Origin of the sequence: Rubrivivax gelatinosus IL144, assembly GCF_000284255.1 — a bacterium.
Lineage (GTDB): Bacteria > Pseudomonadota > Gammaproteobacteria > Burkholderiales > Burkholderiaceae_C > Rubrivivax > Rubrivivax gelatinosus_A.
The window spans coordinates 2,021,595-2,039,403 of sequence record NC_017075.1 but is presented as its reverse complement, the minus strand read 5'-3'; the positions used below and the strand labels follow the sequence as shown (position 1 = coordinate 2,039,403).

The window sequence follows — 17,809 nt, the reverse complement described above, 5'->3', positions numbered from 1 at the left end:
TCCGACGCTGGAAAGGGGAAGTCGCATCCTGGATGGGCCTGTGCCCGGGCACCAAGATCACCGGCGGCAAGGTCATGAGCGGCAAGACCCGTCCCACGGCCAACCGCGCCGCCCAGGCGCTGCGGCTGGCCGCCGCGGCGCTGCGCACCAGCCAGTCGGCGCTGGGCGCGTACTACCGGCGTTTGTGCGCCCGCATGGACAAGGCCAAAGCCGTCACGGCCGCCGCACACAAACTCGCCCGGCTGATCTACAGCCTGCTGAGCAAGGGCCAGGAGTACACCGATCAAGGCCAGGCCTACTACGAGGAGCGATACCGCCAGCGTGTACTGCACAACCTGCAGCGCAAGGCGCAGCGGCTCGGCATGGCACTCGGTCCGGTCACGCCTGACTCAGCCACCGCCTAGAAAACTCCGCCTGCATCAATCACTTGGGAGGAGTTTCTTGAGAGGCCGCACCGAGCGCAGCTGCGAGGGCGTTCCGGTCACCGAGCTTCCATGCTTGCAGCAACAGCGTGCCGCGTTCTGTCAGGTGCACTCGATACAACAAGCGGCCGTTCTGATAATCAGCAATTGCGAGACTGTAGTTCGCCAGTCCGGCTCCGATGAGCCTAGAGAACCGTGCAACCCCGTCACCCGATAACAACAGATCAGCTGGGCGATCTGCGCCTACGAACAGCAGATCGTCAATGTCGCGTTGATCGAACGCTTGGCTCAGTGCAACCAGCATCGACTTCCATGCGTAGAGTGAGTCACGATGTATCTCTCCTCTGTGGAAAAGCGCGTGGCACGTGGGACACAGCGGGAGCAGGTTTGATTGTTCGTTTCCTCCCCCTTCGCTCACATGCACCAGATGGTGAATGTCAAGCGCTAATATTGTTCGACAGGTAGGGACTGCGCAGCGATACCCCGCTTCAGTTAGTGCAGCGACTTTCGTGGCTAAGGCGACAGGTTTACGTAGCATGTGCAGCCTAACGTAGAGGTCACCGGCGCTGCGCGGGCTTTATCGCGCAGCGTTCGTGTGGACCGCCGTGTTGGGCACGCTGGCGCTGAAGATGCATCGCTAGGCTTGAAATGGAAAGCATCGGATCGGTTCGATGAATGACACGGTGACAGTTTGAGCAAACAATTGCCAGATCACCTAATTCTGTTTTCACAACACCATCAGCCTTGGCTAATGGCTGAAGGTGATGCACCTCACAAAACCCATCGCCGAATTCTCCGTAAACCTCTTTGAAATCAAATCCGCATGTCTCGCAGCAGAGTTTTCCTGTGGCTCGAAGGACTGCGTCTTTCTTTGCTTTAACAATCGCCGAATTTCGCTCACGCCGAAGGTGTGCGACAAGGCGAGGGTTGCCTTCAAGAATAGCCTGACTCTGATCCACATCAGGGAGAGCGGCGATAGCCTCCCCATTGATGAGCGAAGTGACGCGGTTCACAATTTCTTGGCTTTCTTCCTTGTCTGCGAACCAAACATTACTTTGACCAATTCCGCCCTTTACTGCTCTCGGAATCATTAGTTCTCGCTGTTCAACAGGAAGCAATACTGCCTTACCAGCTGGGGCCTTGATTCTGAATATGCTAACGCCGTTCTTCTTCTGAATTGCACTCGGCTTTTCAATTTTCTGCGCCTCACGAAAGACCGTCGCATCCTTGTACCAACCGACGACGACAGTTCCACCACTTTCAGGCCCAGCCGTCCATACGACGGTTACACCACTCACGGAATCATCTTTCTTGCCGGCACCCAATTTCTCGATCTTGATTTTGCCAGTGGGCTGGACATATCCGTAAAGAGTGCCGGCGTTGCTGCTGAAGTTACAGACTTCGTGGCCTGTTGAGTGTTGGTTGTATTCGCCACCCCGTTCGATTGAATCACCATCAATACCGTTGTAGTACCTCATCCACCCGACATTGCAAAACAAGATTGGCATGGCGACTCCTAAAGTGACCAACTATTGTTATATGCAGCAACCAGACGCCACATAACAAATCCAACGCTCGCGTAACAGACACCCTGGACGACAACTCAAGCCCTTGTCGCGCTTGAGATTTCCGTCGCCGAGCGACCCGCGGTGCAGGCGTAAAAATGACGCCGAAAGCGGCGTCGGTTACAGATGATTCTGTGCCGCCCCACGTCCGCCGCCAAGCCCACCGCCCGCCTTCGGGGGGAGGTCCGCCACCCCCGAGCGAACAGCCCCAGCACCGCCCTGCCGCGGGCGCCGGGTGGCCGGTGGAGTGAAGTATCAGGAGGAGGCCCGGCTTGCCGGGCCGGAGGACATGAACGGAACCGGCCACCCGGCGATCGTGGCACGCCGAGGCCTTTGACCGCCGGCCGTCCCTCACATCCAATGCTCACGAACCAAGCAAGGCGGCACGCAGCGCGAGAGCCAGACCTAGGCCAAACGCCGATCACCCACGCAGCCAGAGCTGCTCCAGCCCCGGGAAACGCCAGGCCTCCGGTGGCTCGATGCCGGCGACTGCGTCCTCGCAGCGCGGATCGGACAGATCGAGATCGAAGGGCTCGATCGCATGGCGTTCGTCGACCGAGTAGAAGACCCGCACACGCGGCGTCAGCAGTGAGGCCCCGCGGCCGACGACGACCGCCAGGCGCTCGGACTTCAGCCGCAGCAGCGTGCCGGTCGGATAGATGCCGACCGCCTTGACGAAGTGCTGCACGATCACCGCGTCGAACTCGCGCGGCGACTGCGCCAGGTGGCGCATCGCCAGCCCCGGGTCCCAGGGCGCGCGATAGGGCCGGCGCGAGGTCACGGCGTCGTAGGCGTCGCAGACCGCGGCCATGCGCGCGAAAGCGGGAATGGCCTCGGCGCGCAACTTGTCGGGGTAGCCGCTGCCGTCCAGGCGCTCGTGGTGGTGGCGCACGGCGTCGAGCACGCTGCGCGGCACGCCGTCCAGGCGCGACAGCAGCGCGTGGCCGATCTCGGCGTGGCGGCGCATCAGCGCCAGCTCGTCGCCCTGCAGCCGCGCCGGGCGCGTCAGCAGCTCGGACGGCAGCCGAGCCTTGCCGATGTCCAGCAGCAGCCCGGCGAGCGCGGCCTCGCGCAGCTGCGGCGTCGCCAGCCCCATCTGGCGGCCGAGCGCGACCATCAGCGCCGACACCGCCAGCGCGTGCAGGTACAGGTACTCGTCGGCGGCCTTCAGCCGGGCGACGGCGACGAGCAGCGTCGGCTCGTACTCGACCGAGTCGACGATCTCGTCGACCAGGTGCTCGCAGGCCTCGGTGGCGACGGCGCGCCCCAGGCGCACGCTGTCGTGCAGCGAGCGCAGCGGTGCCAGGCTGCGCCGGCACAGCGCCGCGGCCTGCACGTAGTCGCGGCCGACACGCGGCGGCTCCGGCGGCGGCGCCGGCTCGGGTGTCGCGTCGGACAGCGGCTCGTCGACCGGCACCAGCGCCGGCAGCACGTCGACGCCGCGCTCGAGGTCGATGACCAGGCGCTCGACCCCGCTGCTGTGCAGCTTGGCGACGTCCTCGGCCTCGCGCAGCGCGAAACGCGTGCGCCAGAACGGGTGGTCGATCCACGAGCCGCAGATCTTGTGCACGAACATGCCGACACGCAGGTCGGCGACCGCGATCTCCTTGAGCACCGCCGGCGCGCTCCTCAGGCCGCGGGCAGCGCCGCCGGCGCCAGCCCCTGCAGCCGGCGCTCGTGCATGCGCAGCAGCAGCGCCTCGTAGTCGCGCGTGTAGCGCTCGGTGTCGAACAGCGGCAGGCCCGCGCGCCGCGCGTCCAGATGGCAGCGCAGGGCCTGCAGGCGTTCGGGCGAGCGCCCGAGTTCGACGGCGGTACGCACGTAGTCCTCGGCGTCGGCGCAGGCCAGCTCGGGCAGGCCGCAGGCGGCGACCAGGCTGGCGGCCACGCGCGAGGCGAAGGTCTCGCCGGGCACGGTCAGCACCGGCACCGCGGCCCACAAGGACTCGCTGGCGGTGGTGTGCGCGTTGTACGGCCAGGTGTCGAGGAACAGGTCGGCGGCGCGCAGCCGCGCGATGTGCTGGTCGACCGGCAGGCGCTCGGCGAAGACGACACGCTCGGCGCCGATGCCCAGCGCCTCGAGCGCGGCCAGCAGCCGGCGCTGGCCGTCGGCGTTCCAGGCCAGCAGCCACAGCACCGCCTGCGGCAGCTCGTGCAGCACGCGCGCCCACAGCGCCAGCACCTCGGGCGTGATCTTGTAGCTCTGGTTGAAGCAGCACAGCACCAGCGCGTCCTCGGGCAGGCCGAGCTCGGCACGCGGCGGCGCCGGCGGCAGCGCGCGGCGGTGGTCGTTGGGCTGGTAGCAGTGCGGCATCTGGGCGATGCACTCGCTGTAGTCCGCGGCGTGCGCCAGCGGCGTGACGACGGGGTCGCCGATGACGTAGTCGAGGTAGTCGGCGCCGGTGCTGCCCGGGTAGCCGAGGAAGGAGACCTGCACCGGCGCCGGACGCTGCGCGAACACCGTCATGCGCGTGCCGCGCGTGTGGCCCTTGAGGTCGACGCCGATGTCCACGCCGTCGCGGCGCATGCGCTCGGCGACCTCGGTGTCGCTCAGGCGGGCGACGTCGACGACCTGGTCGCAGGCGGCCAGCAGGCGCTGCTGCAGCGGGCTGCCGTCAGGCGCGCTGTGGGTGTAGGCGAAGACCTCGAAGCGCTCGCGGTCGCGGCACTCGAGCAGGCCGACCATCAGCAGCGCCGTGGCGTGGTTGTGGAAGTCCGAAGACAGGTAGCCGACGCGCACGCGCCCCGGGCGGCGCGGCCCCGGCGGCGGCAGCGACGGGCGCAGGCCCTGCAGCAGGTGGCGGGTGTGCAGCGCGCCGGCGTGGCGCTGCTGGGCGCGGCTGCTGGGCAGCGACAGCAGCGAGAACGGCGAGATCTCGCCGCCGCGTTCGACGCTGGCGACGTCGAGCAGCGCGAGCAGCGCCGCGCCGTCGCGCTCGAGCTCGCTCCAGTCGCAGCTCTGCTGGCTGGAGCTGACGAGCAGCGGCAGCGCCAGCGGCGCGATCGCGCCGTCGTGGTCGACCGACAGCGCGGTGCGAAAACAGATCGCCGCCTGGCTCTCGGCGCCCAGGCGCTTGAAGGCCAGGCCCAGGCGGTAGTGCAGCAGCGCGTCGGCCGGGCTCAGCATGCTGGCCTGGATCAGCCGCGTGATCGCGTCCTGCGGCCGCTGCGCCAGCAGCAGCGCGCTGCCCAGCGCCGACAGCAGTTCGGGCGTGGCCGGGTTCGCCGCAAGCGCGGCTTCGAGCACCTCGGCGGCCTCGGCATGGCGATGGCGGTGCGTCAGGCATTCGCCGAGCAGCATCGCGGCGACCGCGTCGCCGGCCTTCAGCGCCAGCGCCCGGCGCGCCGCGGCGACCGCGCTGTCGAGCTTGCCCAGCTGCAGCTGCGCTCGCGCCAGGTACAGCCAGGCGGCGTGGGCCCCGGGAGAGGCCTGCACCGCGCGCTGGAAACCCCGTTCGGCCTCGCCCCAGCGCCCGGCGCCGACGGCGGCGACGCCGGCACGCCAGTTCGTGTCGTACCGGTCGTTGCGGCGGACATCCTGCAGCGCCATGCGCCTGCTCCTCGAAGAAGAGCCGTGCCGGCCGCGGCCGGTTGACGGCAAGAAGGCCGGCCGGCGATGCCGGTCGGCCCTGGCGACGCGGGCGGCGCTGGCGCGCCGCTCGTCGGACTCAGTTCAGCAGCGACAGGGCGAGCTGCGACATGCTGCCGCTCTGCTTGAGCATCGAGGTGCCGGCCTGCAGCAGCAGCTGCTTGGAGGTCATGTTGGCGGTCTCGCTGGCGTAGTCGACGTCCATGATGCGGCTCTTGGCGGCCGACGTGTTCGTGCTCATGTTCGACAGGTTGTTGTAGACGTGGTCGAGGCGGTTGGACGCCGCGCCCAGCGCCGAGCGCACCGTGCCGACGTCGGCGATGGCCTGGTCGAGCTTGGTGATCGTCGCGTTGGCGGCGCCGGTCAGCTCGGTGCCGACCGTCGTCGCGTCGGCGGTCGTGACGTAGGCCGCGCTGGCCTTGCCCAGGCTGCCGTCGTCGGCGGTCAGCTTGCCCAGGGCGTCGGAGACGTTGACGACCATCGTTTCAGCGGCGCTCGAGCCGATCTGGAACGTGACGCCGGTGCCCTTGCCCAGCGTGCTCGTGCCGCCGGTGACGGCCGCCGCGTCGGTGCCGACGCCGAACAGCTTCTGGCCACCGAAGGAGGTGTTCTTGACGATGTTGGTCAGTTCGCGGCCCAGCGCGTCGTATTCCGACTGCATCGCGGTCTTGTCGTCGGCGGTCGACGAGCCGTTGGCGGCTTCGGTCGCCAGATCCTTCATGCGCAGCAGGATGCTGGTCGTCTCGGCGAACGCGCCTTCGGCGGTCTGCATCATCGAGATGCCGTTCTGGGTGTTCTTTTGGGCGACGGCCATGCCGCGGGTCTGGGCGTCCAGGCGGGTGGCGATCTGCAGGCCGGCGGCGTCGTCCATCGCCGAGTTGATGCGATAGCCGGTGCCCAGCTTGGACATCGACGAGGACAGCGAACGCTGCGTGTTGCCGACGGAGTTCTGCGTGGACAGAGACGCGGCGTTGGTATGAAGGCTCAGCATGACGGTGCTCCGGTGGGGTGGTGGTCCGAGTACGTTGCGCCTCGGTCTCGTCACCACAGGGCGACGGCCCGCGGAATTTCTTAAACGACCGGCTGCAAGATCACTTATTCGCTGAACGCATGAGGGTCGGCGAATCGATTCGTTCGTTCATGCAAACAACGCCTGCACCATGCGCAGCGTGAACTTCCAGCAACTCCGCGCCGTCCGCGAAGCCGTCCGGCAACGCTTCAACCTCACCTCGGTCGCCGAGGTGCTGCACACCTCGCAGCCGGGCGTCAGCCGCCAGGTGCGCGAGCTCGAGGACGAACTCGGCGTCGACCTCTTCGTGCGTGTCGGCAAGCGCCTGACCGGGCTCACCGAGCCGGGCAAGGTGGCGCTGCCGATCATCGAGCGCCTGCTCGCCGAATCCGACAACCTGAAGCGCGCCGGCGCCGACTTCGCGCGCGCCGGCAGCGGCACGCTGACGGTGGCGGCGACGCACTCGCAGGCGCGCTACGCGCTGCCGCCGGTGGTGCGCGACTTCCTCGCCGCCAACCCGCAGGTCACGCTGCACCTGAACCAGGGTTCGCCGCGCCAGATCGCGCGCTGGCTGATCGACGGCGAAGCCGACATCGGCGTCGCCACCGAGGCGCTGGCCGACTACGACGAACTCGTCGCCCTGCCCTGCTACCGCTGGAGCCACGTCGTCGTCGTGCCGCAAGGCCATGCGCTGGCCGAAGAGGACCGCCAGGGCGTGGGCCTGACGCTGGAGCGCCTGGCGCAGTTCCCGCTGGTGACCTACGAACCCGGCTACACCGGCCGTCGCCACATCGACGAAGCCTTCGAGCGCGAGAACCTGGGCCGCGAGATCGTGCTCGCGGCGATGGACGCCGACGTCGTGAAGACCTACGTCGAACTCGGCCTGGGCGTGGGCATCATCGCCTCGATCGCCTACGACCCGGCGCGCGACCACGGCCTGCACGCGATCGACGTGCGCCATCTGTTCGAGGTGAACACGACGCGGCTGGCGGTGCGCCGCGGCATCTACCTGCGCGACTACGCCTACGACTTCATCCAGACCTTCGCGTCGCCGCTGTCGCGCGCGCTGGTCGACCGCGCGCTGGCCACGCCGCACGGCCAGCCGCTGGAACTCTCGCCCGAACCGCCGCCGCCCAGCGCCTGGCGCACGCCGGCCGACGCCGTCACCGGCGGCTGAGGCCGCTGCGCGGCGTCATTCGCCGCGCGCGTGCGCCTCGTGGATCGCGGCGGCCTTGGCTTCCATCTCGCGCCGCATCGCGCGGCGCATCTCGGCCGCGGCATGGCGGCGCTTCTGGTCGGGCGTGCGCACTTCCAGCGGCGGCACGGCCACCGGCTGGCCGCCGTCGTCGACCGCGACCATCGTGAAGAAGCAGCTGTTGACGTGGCGCACGACGCCGGCGCGGATGTCCTCGGCCAGCACCTTGATGCCGATCTCCATCGAGGAGCGGCCGGTGTGGTTGACCGAGGCGAGGAAGGTGACCAGTTCGCCGACCTGGATCGGCTGGCGGAACATCACCTGGTCGACGCTCAGCGTGACGACGTAGCGCCCGGCGTAGCGGCTGGCGCAGGCGTAGGCCACCTGGTCGAGGTGGCGCAGGATGACCCCGCCGTGCACCTTGCCCGAGAAGTTGGCGGTGTCCGGGGTCATCAACACCGTCATCTGCAGTTCATGGGCGGGCAAGGCGATCGTCACGGGCTCCTCGGGGGATGTCTGCGGCGGCACCTGCCGCCGCGGACGATCATGCCAGCGCGGCAGCGATGTCGGCTTGAGCCTGCGCGAAGCCGCGTGCCGCGGCTTCCGGGCCCATGTTCAGGCCTTCGGCGTAGACGAAACGCACGTCGGTCATGCCGAGGAAGCCCAGCACCGACTTCAGGTAGGGCACCTGCGAGTCCGACGGCGTGTCGCGGTAGATGCCGCCGCGCGCCAGCGCGACGATGACCTTCTTGCCGGTGACCAGGCCTTCGGGGCCGTTGGCGGTGTAGCGGAAGGTGATGCCGGCGCGGGCCACCGAGTCGATCCAGTTCTTGAACTGCACCGGCACGCCGAAGTTGTACATCGGCACGCCGAGCACGATGACGTCGTGGGCCTGCAGTTCGGCGACGGCAGCGTCGGCCACGGCCACGCGGGCCGCCTGCTCCGGCGTGCGCGCTTCGGCGGGGGTGAACAGCGCGCCCAGCGCGGCTTCGTCGAGCACCGGCAGCGGGTTGGCGGCGAGGTCGCGCACGGTCAGTTCGGCATCCGGGTTCGCGGCGCGCAGGCCGGCGACGACGTCGTTGGCGACACGGGTCGAGTTGGCGCCTTCGCGGCGGGCGCTGGCATTGATCTGGAGGATCTTCATCGTGCAGTCCTGTAGGAAAGTCGGGCCGGCGGCGCTGTTCGATCGCTTTGCACGCCCCGCTGGGGCAGCGTCACCGAGGAGCGCTTTCGGTACGGAAGCAATTCTGGGCGTTGCGCGCGGGCGCGCCGTTCGCCGGTCTCGACGCCTCTGTTGCAAAAATTCGAACAGCGCCTGACCGCTTCCAGTGGCGCCGGCGATCAGTTCATTGAATATCCCGATCATTCCCCGGGAAATCTCGCAGCAGGACCATCGGATATCAGAATTTAGGGTATACCCTGATACAGTCGCGAGCCTTTTATCCAGCCTCCGCGAGGGCTCGCATGTCTGCTTCCAACGATCACTTCGCCAACCCTGCGCCGCTCGGCCTGATGGGGTTCGGCATGACCACCGTCCTGCTCAACATCCACAACGCAGGATTCTTCCCGATGAGCGCCATGGTGCTCGCCATGGGCCTCTGTTACGGCGGCGCCGCGCAGATCGTCGCGGGCATCCTCGAGTTCCGCAAAGGCAACACCTTCGGCCTCACCGCCTTCGTCAGCTACGGCTTCTTCTGGCTCTCGCTGGTGGCGCTGATCGTGCTGCCCAAGCTCGGCTGGGCCGACGCGACGCCCGAGGGCTTCATGGGCTGGTACCTGGTGATGTGGGGCGTGTTCACGGCCTGGATGTGGGTCGGCACCTGGCGCAGCAACCGCGCGATCCAGTTCGTGTTCGGCAGCCTGACGCTGCTGTTCGCGCTGCTCGCCGCACGCGACTTCAGCGGCTCGGCGACGATCGGCATGATCGCCGGCTTCGAGGGCATCGTCTGCGGTCTCTCGGCGATCTACCTGGCGATGGCCGAGGTGCTCCACGCGCAATATGGTCGGAGTATCCTGCCGATCGGCGCGTGAAACTCGTCTGTAACCTTGAAAAAGTATCCCGCGGGCAAGCCCGCGGGATATTGAAGGTCATGAAGAGAAATAGACGAACGTCGACGACCCGAAGGCCGCGACGCACAGCTATTATCTCCGAAAAACCCACGGGCCCGCTCGGCGAACCCACAAGCGTTGACAGTTCGTGCCGTCCCGGCCTGAGAACTCTCAGAACTCCAAGTTGTCGATGAGGCGGGTCGCGCCCAACCGTGCGGCGGCCAAGGCCACCAGCGGCGCACCGGCGGCCAGCGCTGCGGCGTCGGGCGCGAGCAGCGTCTCGCGACGGCGCACCGTCAGGTAGTCGGGCGCCCAGCCGCGCTCGCGCAGCGCCGCGGCGGCTGCGGCTTCGGCCGCCGCCAGCGCCGCCGGGTCGGCCGCGCGGCGCGTGGCCTCGGCCAGCGAACGCAGCGCCGCGGCCAGCGCCGGTGCTTCGCGGCGCTCGGCCTCGCTCAGGTAGCCGTTGCGCGAGCTCAGCGCCAGGCCGTCGGCGGCGCGCACCGTCTCGCCGGCCACCACCTGCGTGGGCAGCGCGAACTGGCGCGCCATCGCGTCGATGACGCGCCACTGCTGATAGTCCTTGCGGCCGAAGACCGCGACCGCCGGCTGCACGACGCCGAAGAGCTTCATCACGACGGTGCAGACGCCGCCGAAGAAACCCGGCCGGAACTCGCCTTCGAGGATGTCGGCCAGCGCCGCGGGCGGCGCCACGCGGTAGACCTGGGGCTCGGGATAGAGCTCGTCTTCGGCCGGCGCGAACAGCAGGTCGCAGCCGGCACCGGCCAGCAGCTCGGCGTCGCGCGCCAGGGTGCGCGGATAACGGTCGAAGTCCTCGTGCGGCAGGAACTGCAGCCGGTTGACGAAGACGCTGGCCACGACCGGGCCGCCCAGCGTCGCCGCCTGGCGCACCAGCGTGAGGTGGCCGTCGTGCAGGTTGCCCATCGTCGGCACGAAAGCCGTGCGCGTCTGGCCGGCGAGCGCGGCGCGCAGCTCGGCGATGGTGTGGATGGTCTTCATCGGGATTCAGTAGCCGTGCTGCACGGGGTCGGGGAAACGCCGGGCCTTGACCTCGGCGACGTAGGCGGCGGCGGCGTCCTGCACGCTGCGCGTGTGTTCGCCGTCGCGGCTGAAGTCGTGCACGAAGCGCGGCCGGCGGCCCGGCGTCCAGCCCAGCATGTCGTGCAGCACCAGCACCTGGCCGTGGGTGTCGGGGCCGGCACCGATGCCGATCGTGATCAGCCCGGGCGCGGCGGCACGCACCTGGCGCGCGACGGCCGAGGGCACCAGTTCGAGCACCAGCATCGCGGCACCGGCTTGGGCCATCGCCTGGGCGTCGGCCACCAGCGTCTCGGCGCCGGCGGCGTCGCGGCCCTGGACGCGGAAGCCGCCCAGCGCGTGCACCCGCTGCGGCGTCAGCCCCAGGTGGGCGCAGACGGGGATGCCGCGGTCGACGAGGAAACGCACCGTCTCGACCATCGGCCCGCCGCCTTCGAGCTTGACCATCTGGGCGCCGGCGCGCATCAGCGTGATCGCCGACTCCAGCGCCTGCTGCGGCGAGGCTTCGTAGCTGCCGAACGGCAGGTCGCCGATCAGCCAGGCCGAGGACAGCCCGCGCGCGACGCATTCGGTGTGATAGGCCATGTGGCCCAGGTCCACCGGCAGCGTGCTCGAGCGGCCCTGCACGACGTTGCCCAGCGAGTCGCCGACGAGCACGACGTCGACGCCGGCTGCGTCGACCAGGCGGGCCAGCGTGGCCTCGTAGCAGGTCAGCATCGCGATCGGCTCGTCTCGCGCGGCCATCTCGCGCAGGCGCACGAGGTTCAGGCGCGGGCGCGAGGCGGCCGCGGGGGTGTCGGTGACGTGGACGCTCATGGCGCAGGCGGCCCTCGTGGGGCGGCGGTGTCGGAACGGGCGCGATTATGGGTGCGCGGTGCACCGGCCCGCGCGCCGCGGGGCCACGCCCGGCGCTACAGCCCGCCGAGCACCTGGCCGAGCAGGATCTTGGTGATCATCGCCGCCGGGTAGACCAGCGCGTAGCCCTGGGCGACGCGGCTGTCGTGGCCGGTGCGGCCGTTGGCGAACGCCAGCACCGCCGGCTGGGTCTGCGTGCCGGCCAGCACCCCTGCCAGCCGCGTGCTGCCCATGCCGAAGACGCGCCGCATCACCAGCGTCACCGCGACGGCCGTCGTCGTCGTCACCACCAGCCCCAGCAGCAGCAGGTCGATCCAGGCGCCCGACGCGAAGGCCGCACCGAGCTGGCCGCCGGCCTTGGTGCCGGCCTGGGCGAGGAAGACCAGCAGCCCGAGCTCGGCGATCGCCTGCGCCGCCGAATGCGGCAGCGTCGTCACCACCGGCCCGATGCGGCAGAGCTGGCCGAAGACCAGGCCCAGCACCAGCGTGCCGGCGGCCGAGCCGATCGAGAACACGGCGCCCGGCACCGGGAAGGCGAACTTGCCGAGCAGGATGCCGGCCGCCATGCCCAGGCCCAGCGCGACCGGGTTGATGTCCGAGAGCCCGCGCTCGGAGTCGCCGAGAAAGCCCGACACCGCCGCCATCTGCGCACGCGGCGCGATGACGCGCACGCGGTCGCCGGGCTGCAGCACGAGGTCGTCGTTGGCCAGCATGTCGACGTCGCCGCGGCGCACGCGCGTGACGGTGGCGCCGAAGCGGCGCATCAGCCCCAGCCCGGCGATCGTGTTGCCGGCGAGCTGGGTGTTGGACAGCGTGATGCGGCGGAAGTCGAGTTCGCTGCGATCGGCATGCAGCGTGTGCGACGAGGCGTGGCCCAGCTCGGCGGCGACACGCGCGACGATGTCCTCGGGGCCGACGACGGTGACCAGGTCGTTGCGGCGCAGCACGTCGGCGTCGCCCGGGGCCTGCGTCGGGAAGCGGCTGCCGCCGTGTTTGACGCGCGAGAAGCGGATGCGGCCTTCGTGGCGGCGCTCGATCTCGCCGATGCGCGGCTCGGCGTCGGTCTCGACCCGCACCGTGCAGTTGACCAGCGGCGCCGGCGAGTCGTGGTCCTGGGCACGGTCGCGCAGCGCGAACTGCGTCGCCAGCAGCATGCCGAGCACGCCGAAGACGTAGCTCACCGCGTAGCCGATCGTCGGCAGCGGGCTGTTGCCGGCGGCTTCGCGCGCGGCAGCCAGCGCCGGCGTGTTGGTCACCGCGCCGGCGAAGGCGCCGGCCACCAGCGCCGGGTCCAGCCCCAGCAGCCGGCCGCCGAGCACGGCCACCAGCGCGGCGCTCGTCAGCACCCCGACGGTCGCCAGGATCGGCCAGACGCCGCGTTTGAGCGAGGCGAAGAAGCCCGGCCCCGACATCACGCCGATCGCGAAGGTGAACAGCGTCAGCCCCAGCGTGCCCAGCGCCTCGGGCACGACCAGCTCGTGGCCGCGCGACTTGCCCCAGGCGCTGAGCGCGATGGCCAGGAACAGCACCGCGGCGGCACCCAGCGAGACGCCGGCCAGCCGGGCCCGGCCGGCCAGCGCGCCGAAGCCGATGAGCACGAAGAGCAGCAGGATCTCCTGCCGGGCGAGGTAGGCGAGCACGAAGTCCATGGCGGTCGTCTGGTTCGGTCCGCCGCGACGGTAACGAAAGCCGGGCCCGGTGTCGGCACGGCGCCGCCGCCCGCGGCACGCGCGCCCCCGGAACCGGGGGGCCGTCACGCAAGCGTCACGCCCCCCCACGAGCATCGCCCGGCTCGTCATCGTCGGAACACAAACACCATGACCCGGTTGTCCAAACATCACCGCCGCCTGCTGGCCGCCGCCGCGGCGCTGGCCCTGGGCAGTGCCTCCGGCGCCGCCTTCGCCGTCGACCTGATCGCCATCGGTTCGCTGCCGGGCAACGGCAGCGACTTCTCGGGCCAGAGCGCGCCGCTGGAGAACGGCCAGCGCGGCGACCTGCTCGGCGGCCTGGGCTCCGGCCTCACCTGGGCCGGCGGCAGCACCTTCCTCGCCCTGCCCGACCGCGGCCCCAACGCCGTGGCCTGGAACAGCGCCGTCGACGACACGACGAGCTACATCCCGCGCTTCCACACGCTGTCGCTGGCGCTGAGCGCGACCCCCGACACGAAGACCGGCCTGCCGTTCACGCTGACGCCGACGCTGCTGGGCACGACGCTGCTCTACAGCCGCACGGCGCTCGCCTACGGCGGCACGGCCGGCGGCTTCGGCGCGGTGCCGGCGGCCAACGGCGCCAACCGCTTCTACTTCTCGGGCCGCTCGGACAACTTCAACCCGGCGACGACTTCGGCCGACAGCAGCGACGCCCGCCTGGACCCCGAAGGCATCCGCCTGGCGCGCAGCGGCACCACGGTCTTCGTCTCCGACGAATACGGCCCCTACGTCTACCAGTTCGACCGCGCCACCGGCGCGCGCGGCCGCGTCACCCGGCTGCCGGCCGAACTGGCCGTGGCACGCAAGGCGGCCGTCGGCAGCACCGAGATCAGCGCCAACACCAGCGGCCGCGTCGCCAACAAGGGCATGGAAGGCCTGGCGATCTCGCCCGACGGCAAGACGCTGTTCGCGATGGTCCAGAGCCCGCTGATCCAGGACGGCGGCGACGGCGGCCGCTACAACCGCATCCTGAAGATCGACCTGGCCAGCGGCGCGACCCAGCAGTTCGTCTACGACAACTACCTGGCCGACAAGTCCAAGACCTACAACAGCAGCGAGATCCTGGCGCTCAACGAGCACGAGCTGCTGGTGCTGGAGCGCGACGGCAAGGGCCGCGGCGACGGCTCCAGCGCCGTCGTCAAGCGCATCTACAAGGTCGACCTGGCCACCGGCAGCGACGTCAGCGGCAAGAGCGGCGCGGCGACGCTGGCGCCTTACGCGCTGACCAAGACGCTGTTCCTGGACATCGCCGCCAAGCTCGGCGCCGCCGGCATCAAGGCCACGGCGATCCCGGCCAAGCTCGAAGGCATCGCCTTCGGCGAGGACATCGTCGTCGACGGCGTCACGCGCCACACGCTTTACGTCGGCAACGACAACGACTTCCTGCCGACGACCGCCGACGGCCAGGACAACCCGAACCAGTGGTTCGTCTTCAGCTTCACCGACGCCGACCTCGGCGGCTCGGTCTTCGTCAACCAGAGCTTCGCCCGATGAACGCCCGCACCCTGTTCCGCCCCGTCGCCGCCGCCTTGCTGGCCGCCGGCTGCCTCGCCGCCCACGCCGGCCCGGTCGACGCGCTGACCTGGACCGTCGCCAACACCGACGGCGGCAACGGCGTCGCGACGATCGCGCCCGACAGCCTGACGCTGGTCTCGGCCGACTTCACCGGCAGCCCCGACCAGGCCTTCGTGCCGACGCTGCTGACGGCGACCGTCGCGCTGGCCGCCGGCACCACGATCAGCTTCGACTGGGCCTACACGACCGCCGACGACGGCGGCTCGAACAACGACGTCTTCGGCTGGCTGCTCGACGGCCAGTTCCAGGCGCTGAGCGCCGGCGACTCGTTCGACCCGCAGTCCGGCCGCTTCAGCCTGGTGCTGGACCACGACGCGGTCTTCGGCCTGGCGATGAACTCGGTCGACGGCTGGGGCGGCAGCGCCACCGCCGTCGTGACCGATTTCACGGCCGTGCCCGAGCCGGCGACGCTGCCGCTGGCCGCCGCGGCACTGGGCGGCCTGTTGCTCGCCGGAAAACGCCGCCGCGGCTGAAGACAACGGCGCCGGGCGTGAAGCCTGGCCGTGACAGGGCTGCGGCGCTCCTTCACAGTCGCGGCATGTCCATCTGCAGGCGGCCCGCGGTGGCGCGGCCCGGCGTCGGCCGATGAGCGCGGCGCCGGACGTCTCGCCCCGGGCCTGGGGGTCGTTCCGAGTCAGGCTCACGCTGTGGGCCGCTGGCTTGGCCTTGTGCACCCTGCTCGGCGTGGGCCTCTATGCGGCGCGCCAGGCCACCCAGCAGCGCGCGGAGTTCGTCGGCCAGCAGTTGCTGAGCTCGGCGCGCTCGGCGGCCTTCCAGCTCGCCGTGCGGCTGCAGGAACGCGAGAAGGAAGTCGAGATCCTGAGCCGCGTGCCCTCGCTGGTCGAGAGCCGGCTGAACTCGCCGCGTGTGCTGCGTTCGCTGCAGCTGCGCAAGGAGATCAACGACGAATACGTCTGGATCGGCGTGGCCGACGCCTCCGGGCGGCTGCTCAACGCCACCGGCGGGCGGCTCGACGGCGCCGACGTCCGCCAGCGGCCCTGGTTCGCCGCCGGCCTGCGCGGCCCCTACACCGGCGACGTTCACGATGACGCGCAGCTGGCCCGGCGGCTGGCCCACGAGGCGTCCGACTCGCTGCACTTCATCGACCTGGCGGCGCCGGTGCGCGACCACGACGGCGAGGTGCGCGGCGTGCTCGCCGCCCACGTGCGCTGGCAGCGCATCGCCCGCACCGTGACCGACGCCGTGCGCGGCGACCCGGCGGCCTTGCGCACCGAGGCGATGATCCTGGCGCGCGACGGCACGCTGCTGTTCCCGCTGCACGCGCCGGGCATGCGCCTGCCCGAGGCCCCCGGGCCGGGACGCTTCGGCGTGCAGAACGACGCCGACGGCCGCGCCTACCTGGTGGCGCGCGCGGCGGTGCCGGCCACGGCGCAGTCGGACCTGGGCTGGAGCGTCGTGCTGCGCCAGCCGCTGGAGGTGGCGACGGCGCCGATCTCGGCGCTGCGCGACCGGCTGTTCATCGTCGGGCTCGTGGCCTCGCTGCTGGTCGCCGCGCTCGCCTACGTGCTCGCGGTGCGCCTGAGCCGGCCGCTGGAACAGCTCGCCGCCGCGGTGGTCGCGGTGCGCGAGGGCCGCAGCAGCGCCGCCTTCCCGCAGCGCTGCGGCTCGCCGGAGCTGGAGGCGATGACCGAATCGGTGCGCGCGATGACCGAGAGCCTGCTGGACCGCGAAGCCCGGCTGGAGCAGGCCAACGCGCAGCTCGAGCAGACCGTCGACGACCGCACGCGCCAGCTCTCGGCGGCCAACGCCGAGCTCGCCCGGCTGGCCTCGCAGGACGCGCTGACCGGGCTGGCCAACCGCCGCGCCTTCGAGCAGCGTGCCGCCGACGAGGAAGCGCGCGCACGCCGCACCGGGCGCGGCATCGGCCTGCTGATGCTCGACGTGGACCTGTTCAAGTCGGTCAACGACCGTTTCGGCCACAGCGTCGGCGACCGCGTGCTGCAGGAGATCTCGCGGCTGCTGGAGGCCTCGATCCGCGAGACCGACCTCGCCGCGCGCCTGGGCGGCGAGGAGTTCGCCGTGCTGCTGCCCGAGCTGGCCGGGCCGGCCGAGGCCGCGCTGGTGGCCGAGAAGATCCGCCTGGCGGTGCAGGGCCACGGCTTCGCCGAAGCCGGGCACGTCACGCTGAGCATCGGCGTCGCCTGGGCCGACGGCCACGCGACGCCGGTCGTCGTGGCGCTGCAGCGTGCCGACGAGGCGCTCTACGCGGCCAAGCGCCGCGGGCGCAACTGCTGCGTCAGCGCCGACGACTCGCTGGCCGGCTGAGACATCAGCCGGCGGGCAGCTCACGCACGAACCAGGCGTCCTCGCCGTCGTCGTGCGTGCGTCGGAAGCCGTGCTGCTCGTAGAACTCGATCGCCGACTGCCAGCTGCGCGTCGTCTCCAGCACCAGCTCGTGCGCGCCGCGCTGCCGCGCTGCGTCCAGCAGCGCCGCCAGCACCTGTGCGCCGACGCCCTGGCGCCGGTGTTCGCTGGCGACCGACATGCGCACGATCTCGAAGCGCCCCGCCCCGGCCGGCCGCAGCGCCCCGGTGCCGACGATCGTGCCGCCCCGGCGCGCGACCAGCGTCAGCCGGCCGTCGAATCCCTGGGCCAGGGCCTCGATGTCGGGGTTGAAACGCGGCTCGTAGCCGCCCCAGCGTTCGGTCAGCCCGGCGACCAGCAGGGCGCGCACGGCGGGCACGTCGGCGGGGGCGAGCGGGTCGATGCGAAGCGGCTCGGCGGCCACCGGGGTTGCCTGCGTCATGGCAAGAAGCGGATTCGGG

Annotated in this window: 17 protein-coding genes and 1 pseudogene; 6 read left to right on the top strand and 12 right to left on the bottom strand. The window is 70.4% G+C overall.

Translation table 11 applies throughout. The features are described from left to right. Positions 1–32 precede the first annotated feature (32 nt). Positions 33–404: a hypothetical protein gene (locus tag RGE_RS09515; protein ID WP_014428156.1), complete on the top strand. Its 372-nt coding sequence runs from the start codon at positions 33–35 to the stop codon at positions 402–404. A gap of 19 nt (positions 405–423) precedes the next feature. Here RGE_RS09515 and RGE_RS23635 read toward each other — a convergent pair whose 3' ends face one another. The 6 genes and pseudogenes from RGE_RS23635 to RGE_RS09495 form a co-directional block, all read right to left on the bottom strand. Then, complete coding sequence (locus RGE_RS23635; RefSeq protein WP_232505004.1) at positions 424–726, bottom strand: hypothetical protein; 303 nt, start codon at positions 724–726, stop codon at positions 424–426. Between the two features lie 42 nt (positions 727–768). Then, a pseudogene (locus RGE_RS24995) lies at positions 769–960 on the bottom strand (HNH endonuclease signature motif containing protein); the annotation flags it as partial. Between the two features lie 19 nt (positions 961–979). Then, positions 980–1,900, bottom strand: a complete 921-nt coding sequence (locus RGE_RS23630) for an HNH endonuclease (RefSeq protein ID WP_014428154.1) — start codon at positions 1,898–1,900, stop codon at positions 980–982. A 508-nt stretch (positions 1,901–2,408) separates the two neighbouring features. After that, positions 2,409–3,602, bottom strand: a complete 1,194-nt coding sequence (locus RGE_RS09505) for an HD-GYP domain-containing protein (protein ID WP_014428152.1) — start codon at positions 3,600–3,602, stop codon at positions 2,409–2,411. A gap of 14 nt (positions 3,603–3,616) precedes the next feature. Further along, positions 3,617–5,536, bottom strand: a complete 1,920-nt coding sequence (locus tag RGE_RS09500) for an O-linked N-acetylglucosamine transferase, SPINDLY family protein (RefSeq protein WP_014428151.1) — start codon at positions 5,534–5,536, stop codon at positions 3,617–3,619. A 118-nt stretch (positions 5,537–5,654) separates the two neighbouring features. Continuing rightward, on the bottom strand, positions 5,655–6,566 hold the full coding sequence (locus RGE_RS09495; RefSeq protein WP_014428150.1) for a flagellin N-terminal helical domain-containing protein: 912 nt from the start codon (positions 6,564–6,566) through the stop codon (positions 5,655–5,657). Positions 6,567–6,744: 178 nt separating this feature from the next. Here RGE_RS09495 and RGE_RS09490 point away from each other — a divergent pair, with 178 nt between their 5' ends. Further along, positions 6,745–7,761, top strand: coding sequence for a CysB family HTH-type transcriptional regulator (locus tag RGE_RS09490; protein WP_014428149.1), 1,017 nt, complete (start codon positions 6,745–6,747; stop codon positions 7,759–7,761). A 15-nt stretch (positions 7,762–7,776) separates the two neighbouring features. Here RGE_RS09490 and RGE_RS09485 read toward each other — a convergent pair whose 3' ends face one another. Further along, a complete protein-coding gene (locus tag RGE_RS09485) occupies positions 7,777–8,271 on the bottom strand; it encodes an acyl-CoA thioesterase (RefSeq protein WP_043785074.1) in 495 nt (164 codons plus the stop codon). 52 nt (positions 8,272–8,323) lie between these two features. Continuing rightward, on the bottom strand, positions 8,324–8,923 hold the full coding sequence (locus tag RGE_RS09480) for an FMN-dependent NADH-azoreductase (RefSeq protein WP_014428147.1): 600 nt from the start codon (positions 8,921–8,923) through the stop codon (positions 8,324–8,326). Positions 8,924–9,243: 320 nt separating this feature from the next. On the opposite strand from RGE_RS09480, the gene RGE_RS09475 reads away from it, so the two are divergent. After that, positions 9,244–9,810, top strand: coding sequence for an acetate uptake transporter (locus RGE_RS09475; protein WP_014428146.1), 567 nt, complete (start codon positions 9,244–9,246; stop codon positions 9,808–9,810). A 189-nt stretch (positions 9,811–9,999) separates the two neighbouring features. Here the strand turns inward: RGE_RS09475 and panC are convergent, their stop codons facing one another. The 3 genes from panC to RGE_RS09460 all read right to left on the bottom strand — a co-directional run bounded on the left by panC (position 10,000) and on the right by RGE_RS09460 (position 13,388). Then, complete coding sequence (panC, locus tag RGE_RS09470) at positions 10,000–10,845, bottom strand: pantoate--beta-alanine ligase (protein ID WP_014428145.1); 846 nt, start codon at positions 10,843–10,845, stop codon at positions 10,000–10,002. 6 nt (positions 10,846–10,851) lie between these two features. After that, positions 10,852–11,700 (bottom strand): 3-methyl-2-oxobutanoate hydroxymethyltransferase, encoded by an 849-nt coding sequence (gene panB / locus RGE_RS09465; RefSeq protein ID WP_014428144.1) that lies wholly within the window; start codon positions 11,698–11,700, stop codon positions 10,852–10,854. A 95-nt stretch (positions 11,701–11,795) separates the two neighbouring features. Beyond that, complete coding sequence (locus tag RGE_RS09460; protein ID WP_014428143.1) at positions 11,796–13,388, bottom strand: aspartate:alanine exchanger family transporter; 1,593 nt, start codon at positions 13,386–13,388, stop codon at positions 11,796–11,798. A 168-nt stretch (positions 13,389–13,556) separates the two neighbouring features. Here RGE_RS09460 and RGE_RS09455 point away from each other — a divergent pair, with 168 nt between their 5' ends. The 3 genes from RGE_RS09455 to RGE_RS09445 all read left to right on the top strand — a co-directional run bounded on the left by RGE_RS09455 (position 13,557) and on the right by RGE_RS09445 (position 17,309). After that, positions 13,557–14,942: an esterase-like activity of phytase family protein gene (locus RGE_RS09455; RefSeq protein ID WP_014428142.1), complete on the top strand. Its 1,386-nt coding sequence runs from the start codon at positions 13,557–13,559 to the stop codon at positions 14,940–14,942. After that, positions 14,939–15,496 (top strand): PEP-CTERM domain protein, encoded by a 558-nt coding sequence (locus RGE_RS09450; protein WP_014428141.1) that lies wholly within the window; start codon positions 14,939–14,941, stop codon positions 15,494–15,496. The genes RGE_RS09455 and RGE_RS09450 overlap by 4 nt, the downstream gene beginning before the upstream one ends. Before the next feature lie 193 nt (positions 15,497–15,689). Next, positions 15,690–17,309 carry a sensor domain-containing diguanylate cyclase gene (locus tag RGE_RS09445; protein WP_232505003.1) on the top strand — a complete coding sequence of 540 codons (1,620 nt, stop codon included), beginning with the start codon at positions 15,690–15,692 and terminating at the stop codon, positions 17,307–17,309. A gap of 4 nt (positions 17,310–17,313) precedes the next feature. Here the strand turns inward: RGE_RS09445 and RGE_RS23145 are convergent, their stop codons facing one another. After that, on the bottom strand, positions 17,314–17,790 hold the full coding sequence (locus RGE_RS23145; RefSeq protein ID WP_052310985.1) for a GNAT family N-acetyltransferase: 477 nt from the start codon (positions 17,788–17,790) through the stop codon (positions 17,314–17,316). Positions 17,791–17,809 lie beyond the last annotated feature (19 nt).

Coding starts and splice junctions, on each gene's coding strand:
- RGE_RS09515 (WP_014428156.1), top strand. CDS start 33: ATGGGCCTGTGCCCGGGCACCAAGATCACCGGCGGCAAGGTCATGAGC.
- RGE_RS23635 (WP_232505004.1), bottom strand. CDS start 726: ATGCTGGTTGCACTGAGCCAAGCGTTCGATCAACGCGACATTGACGAT.
- RGE_RS23630 (WP_014428154.1), bottom strand. CDS start 1,900: ATGAGGTACTACAACGGTATTGATGGTGATTCAATCGAACGGGGTGGC.
- RGE_RS09500 (WP_014428151.1), bottom strand. CDS start 5,536: ATGGCGCTGCAGGATGTCCGCCGCAACGACCGGTACGACACGAACTGG.
- RGE_RS09495 (WP_014428150.1), bottom strand. CDS start 6,566: ATGCTGAGCCTTCATACCAACGCCGCGTCTCTGTCCACGCAGAACTCC.
- RGE_RS09480 (WP_014428147.1), bottom strand. CDS start 8,923: ATGAAGATCCTCCAGATCAATGCCAGCGCCCGCCGCGAAGGCGCCAAC.
- RGE_RS09475 (WP_014428146.1), top strand. CDS start 9,244: ATGTCTGCTTCCAACGATCACTTCGCCAACCCTGCGCCGCTCGGCCTG.
- panC (WP_014428145.1), bottom strand. CDS start 10,845: ATGAAGACCATCCACACCATCGCCGAGCTGCGCGCCGCGCTCGCCGGC.
- panB (WP_014428144.1), bottom strand. CDS start 11,700: ATGAGCGTCCACGTCACCGACACCCCCGCGGCCGCCTCGCGCCCGCGC.
- RGE_RS09460 (WP_014428143.1), bottom strand. CDS start 13,388: ATGGACTTCGTGCTCGCCTACCTCGCCCGGCAGGAGATCCTGCTGCTC.
- RGE_RS09455 (WP_014428142.1), top strand. CDS start 13,557: ATGACCCGGTTGTCCAAACATCACCGCCGCCTGCTGGCCGCCGCCGCG.
- RGE_RS09450 (WP_014428141.1), top strand. CDS start 14,939: ATGAACGCCCGCACCCTGTTCCGCCCCGTCGCCGCCGCCTTGCTGGCC.
- RGE_RS23145 (WP_052310985.1), bottom strand. CDS start 17,790: ATGACGCAGGCAACCCCGGTGGCCGCCGAGCCGCTTCGCATCGACCCG.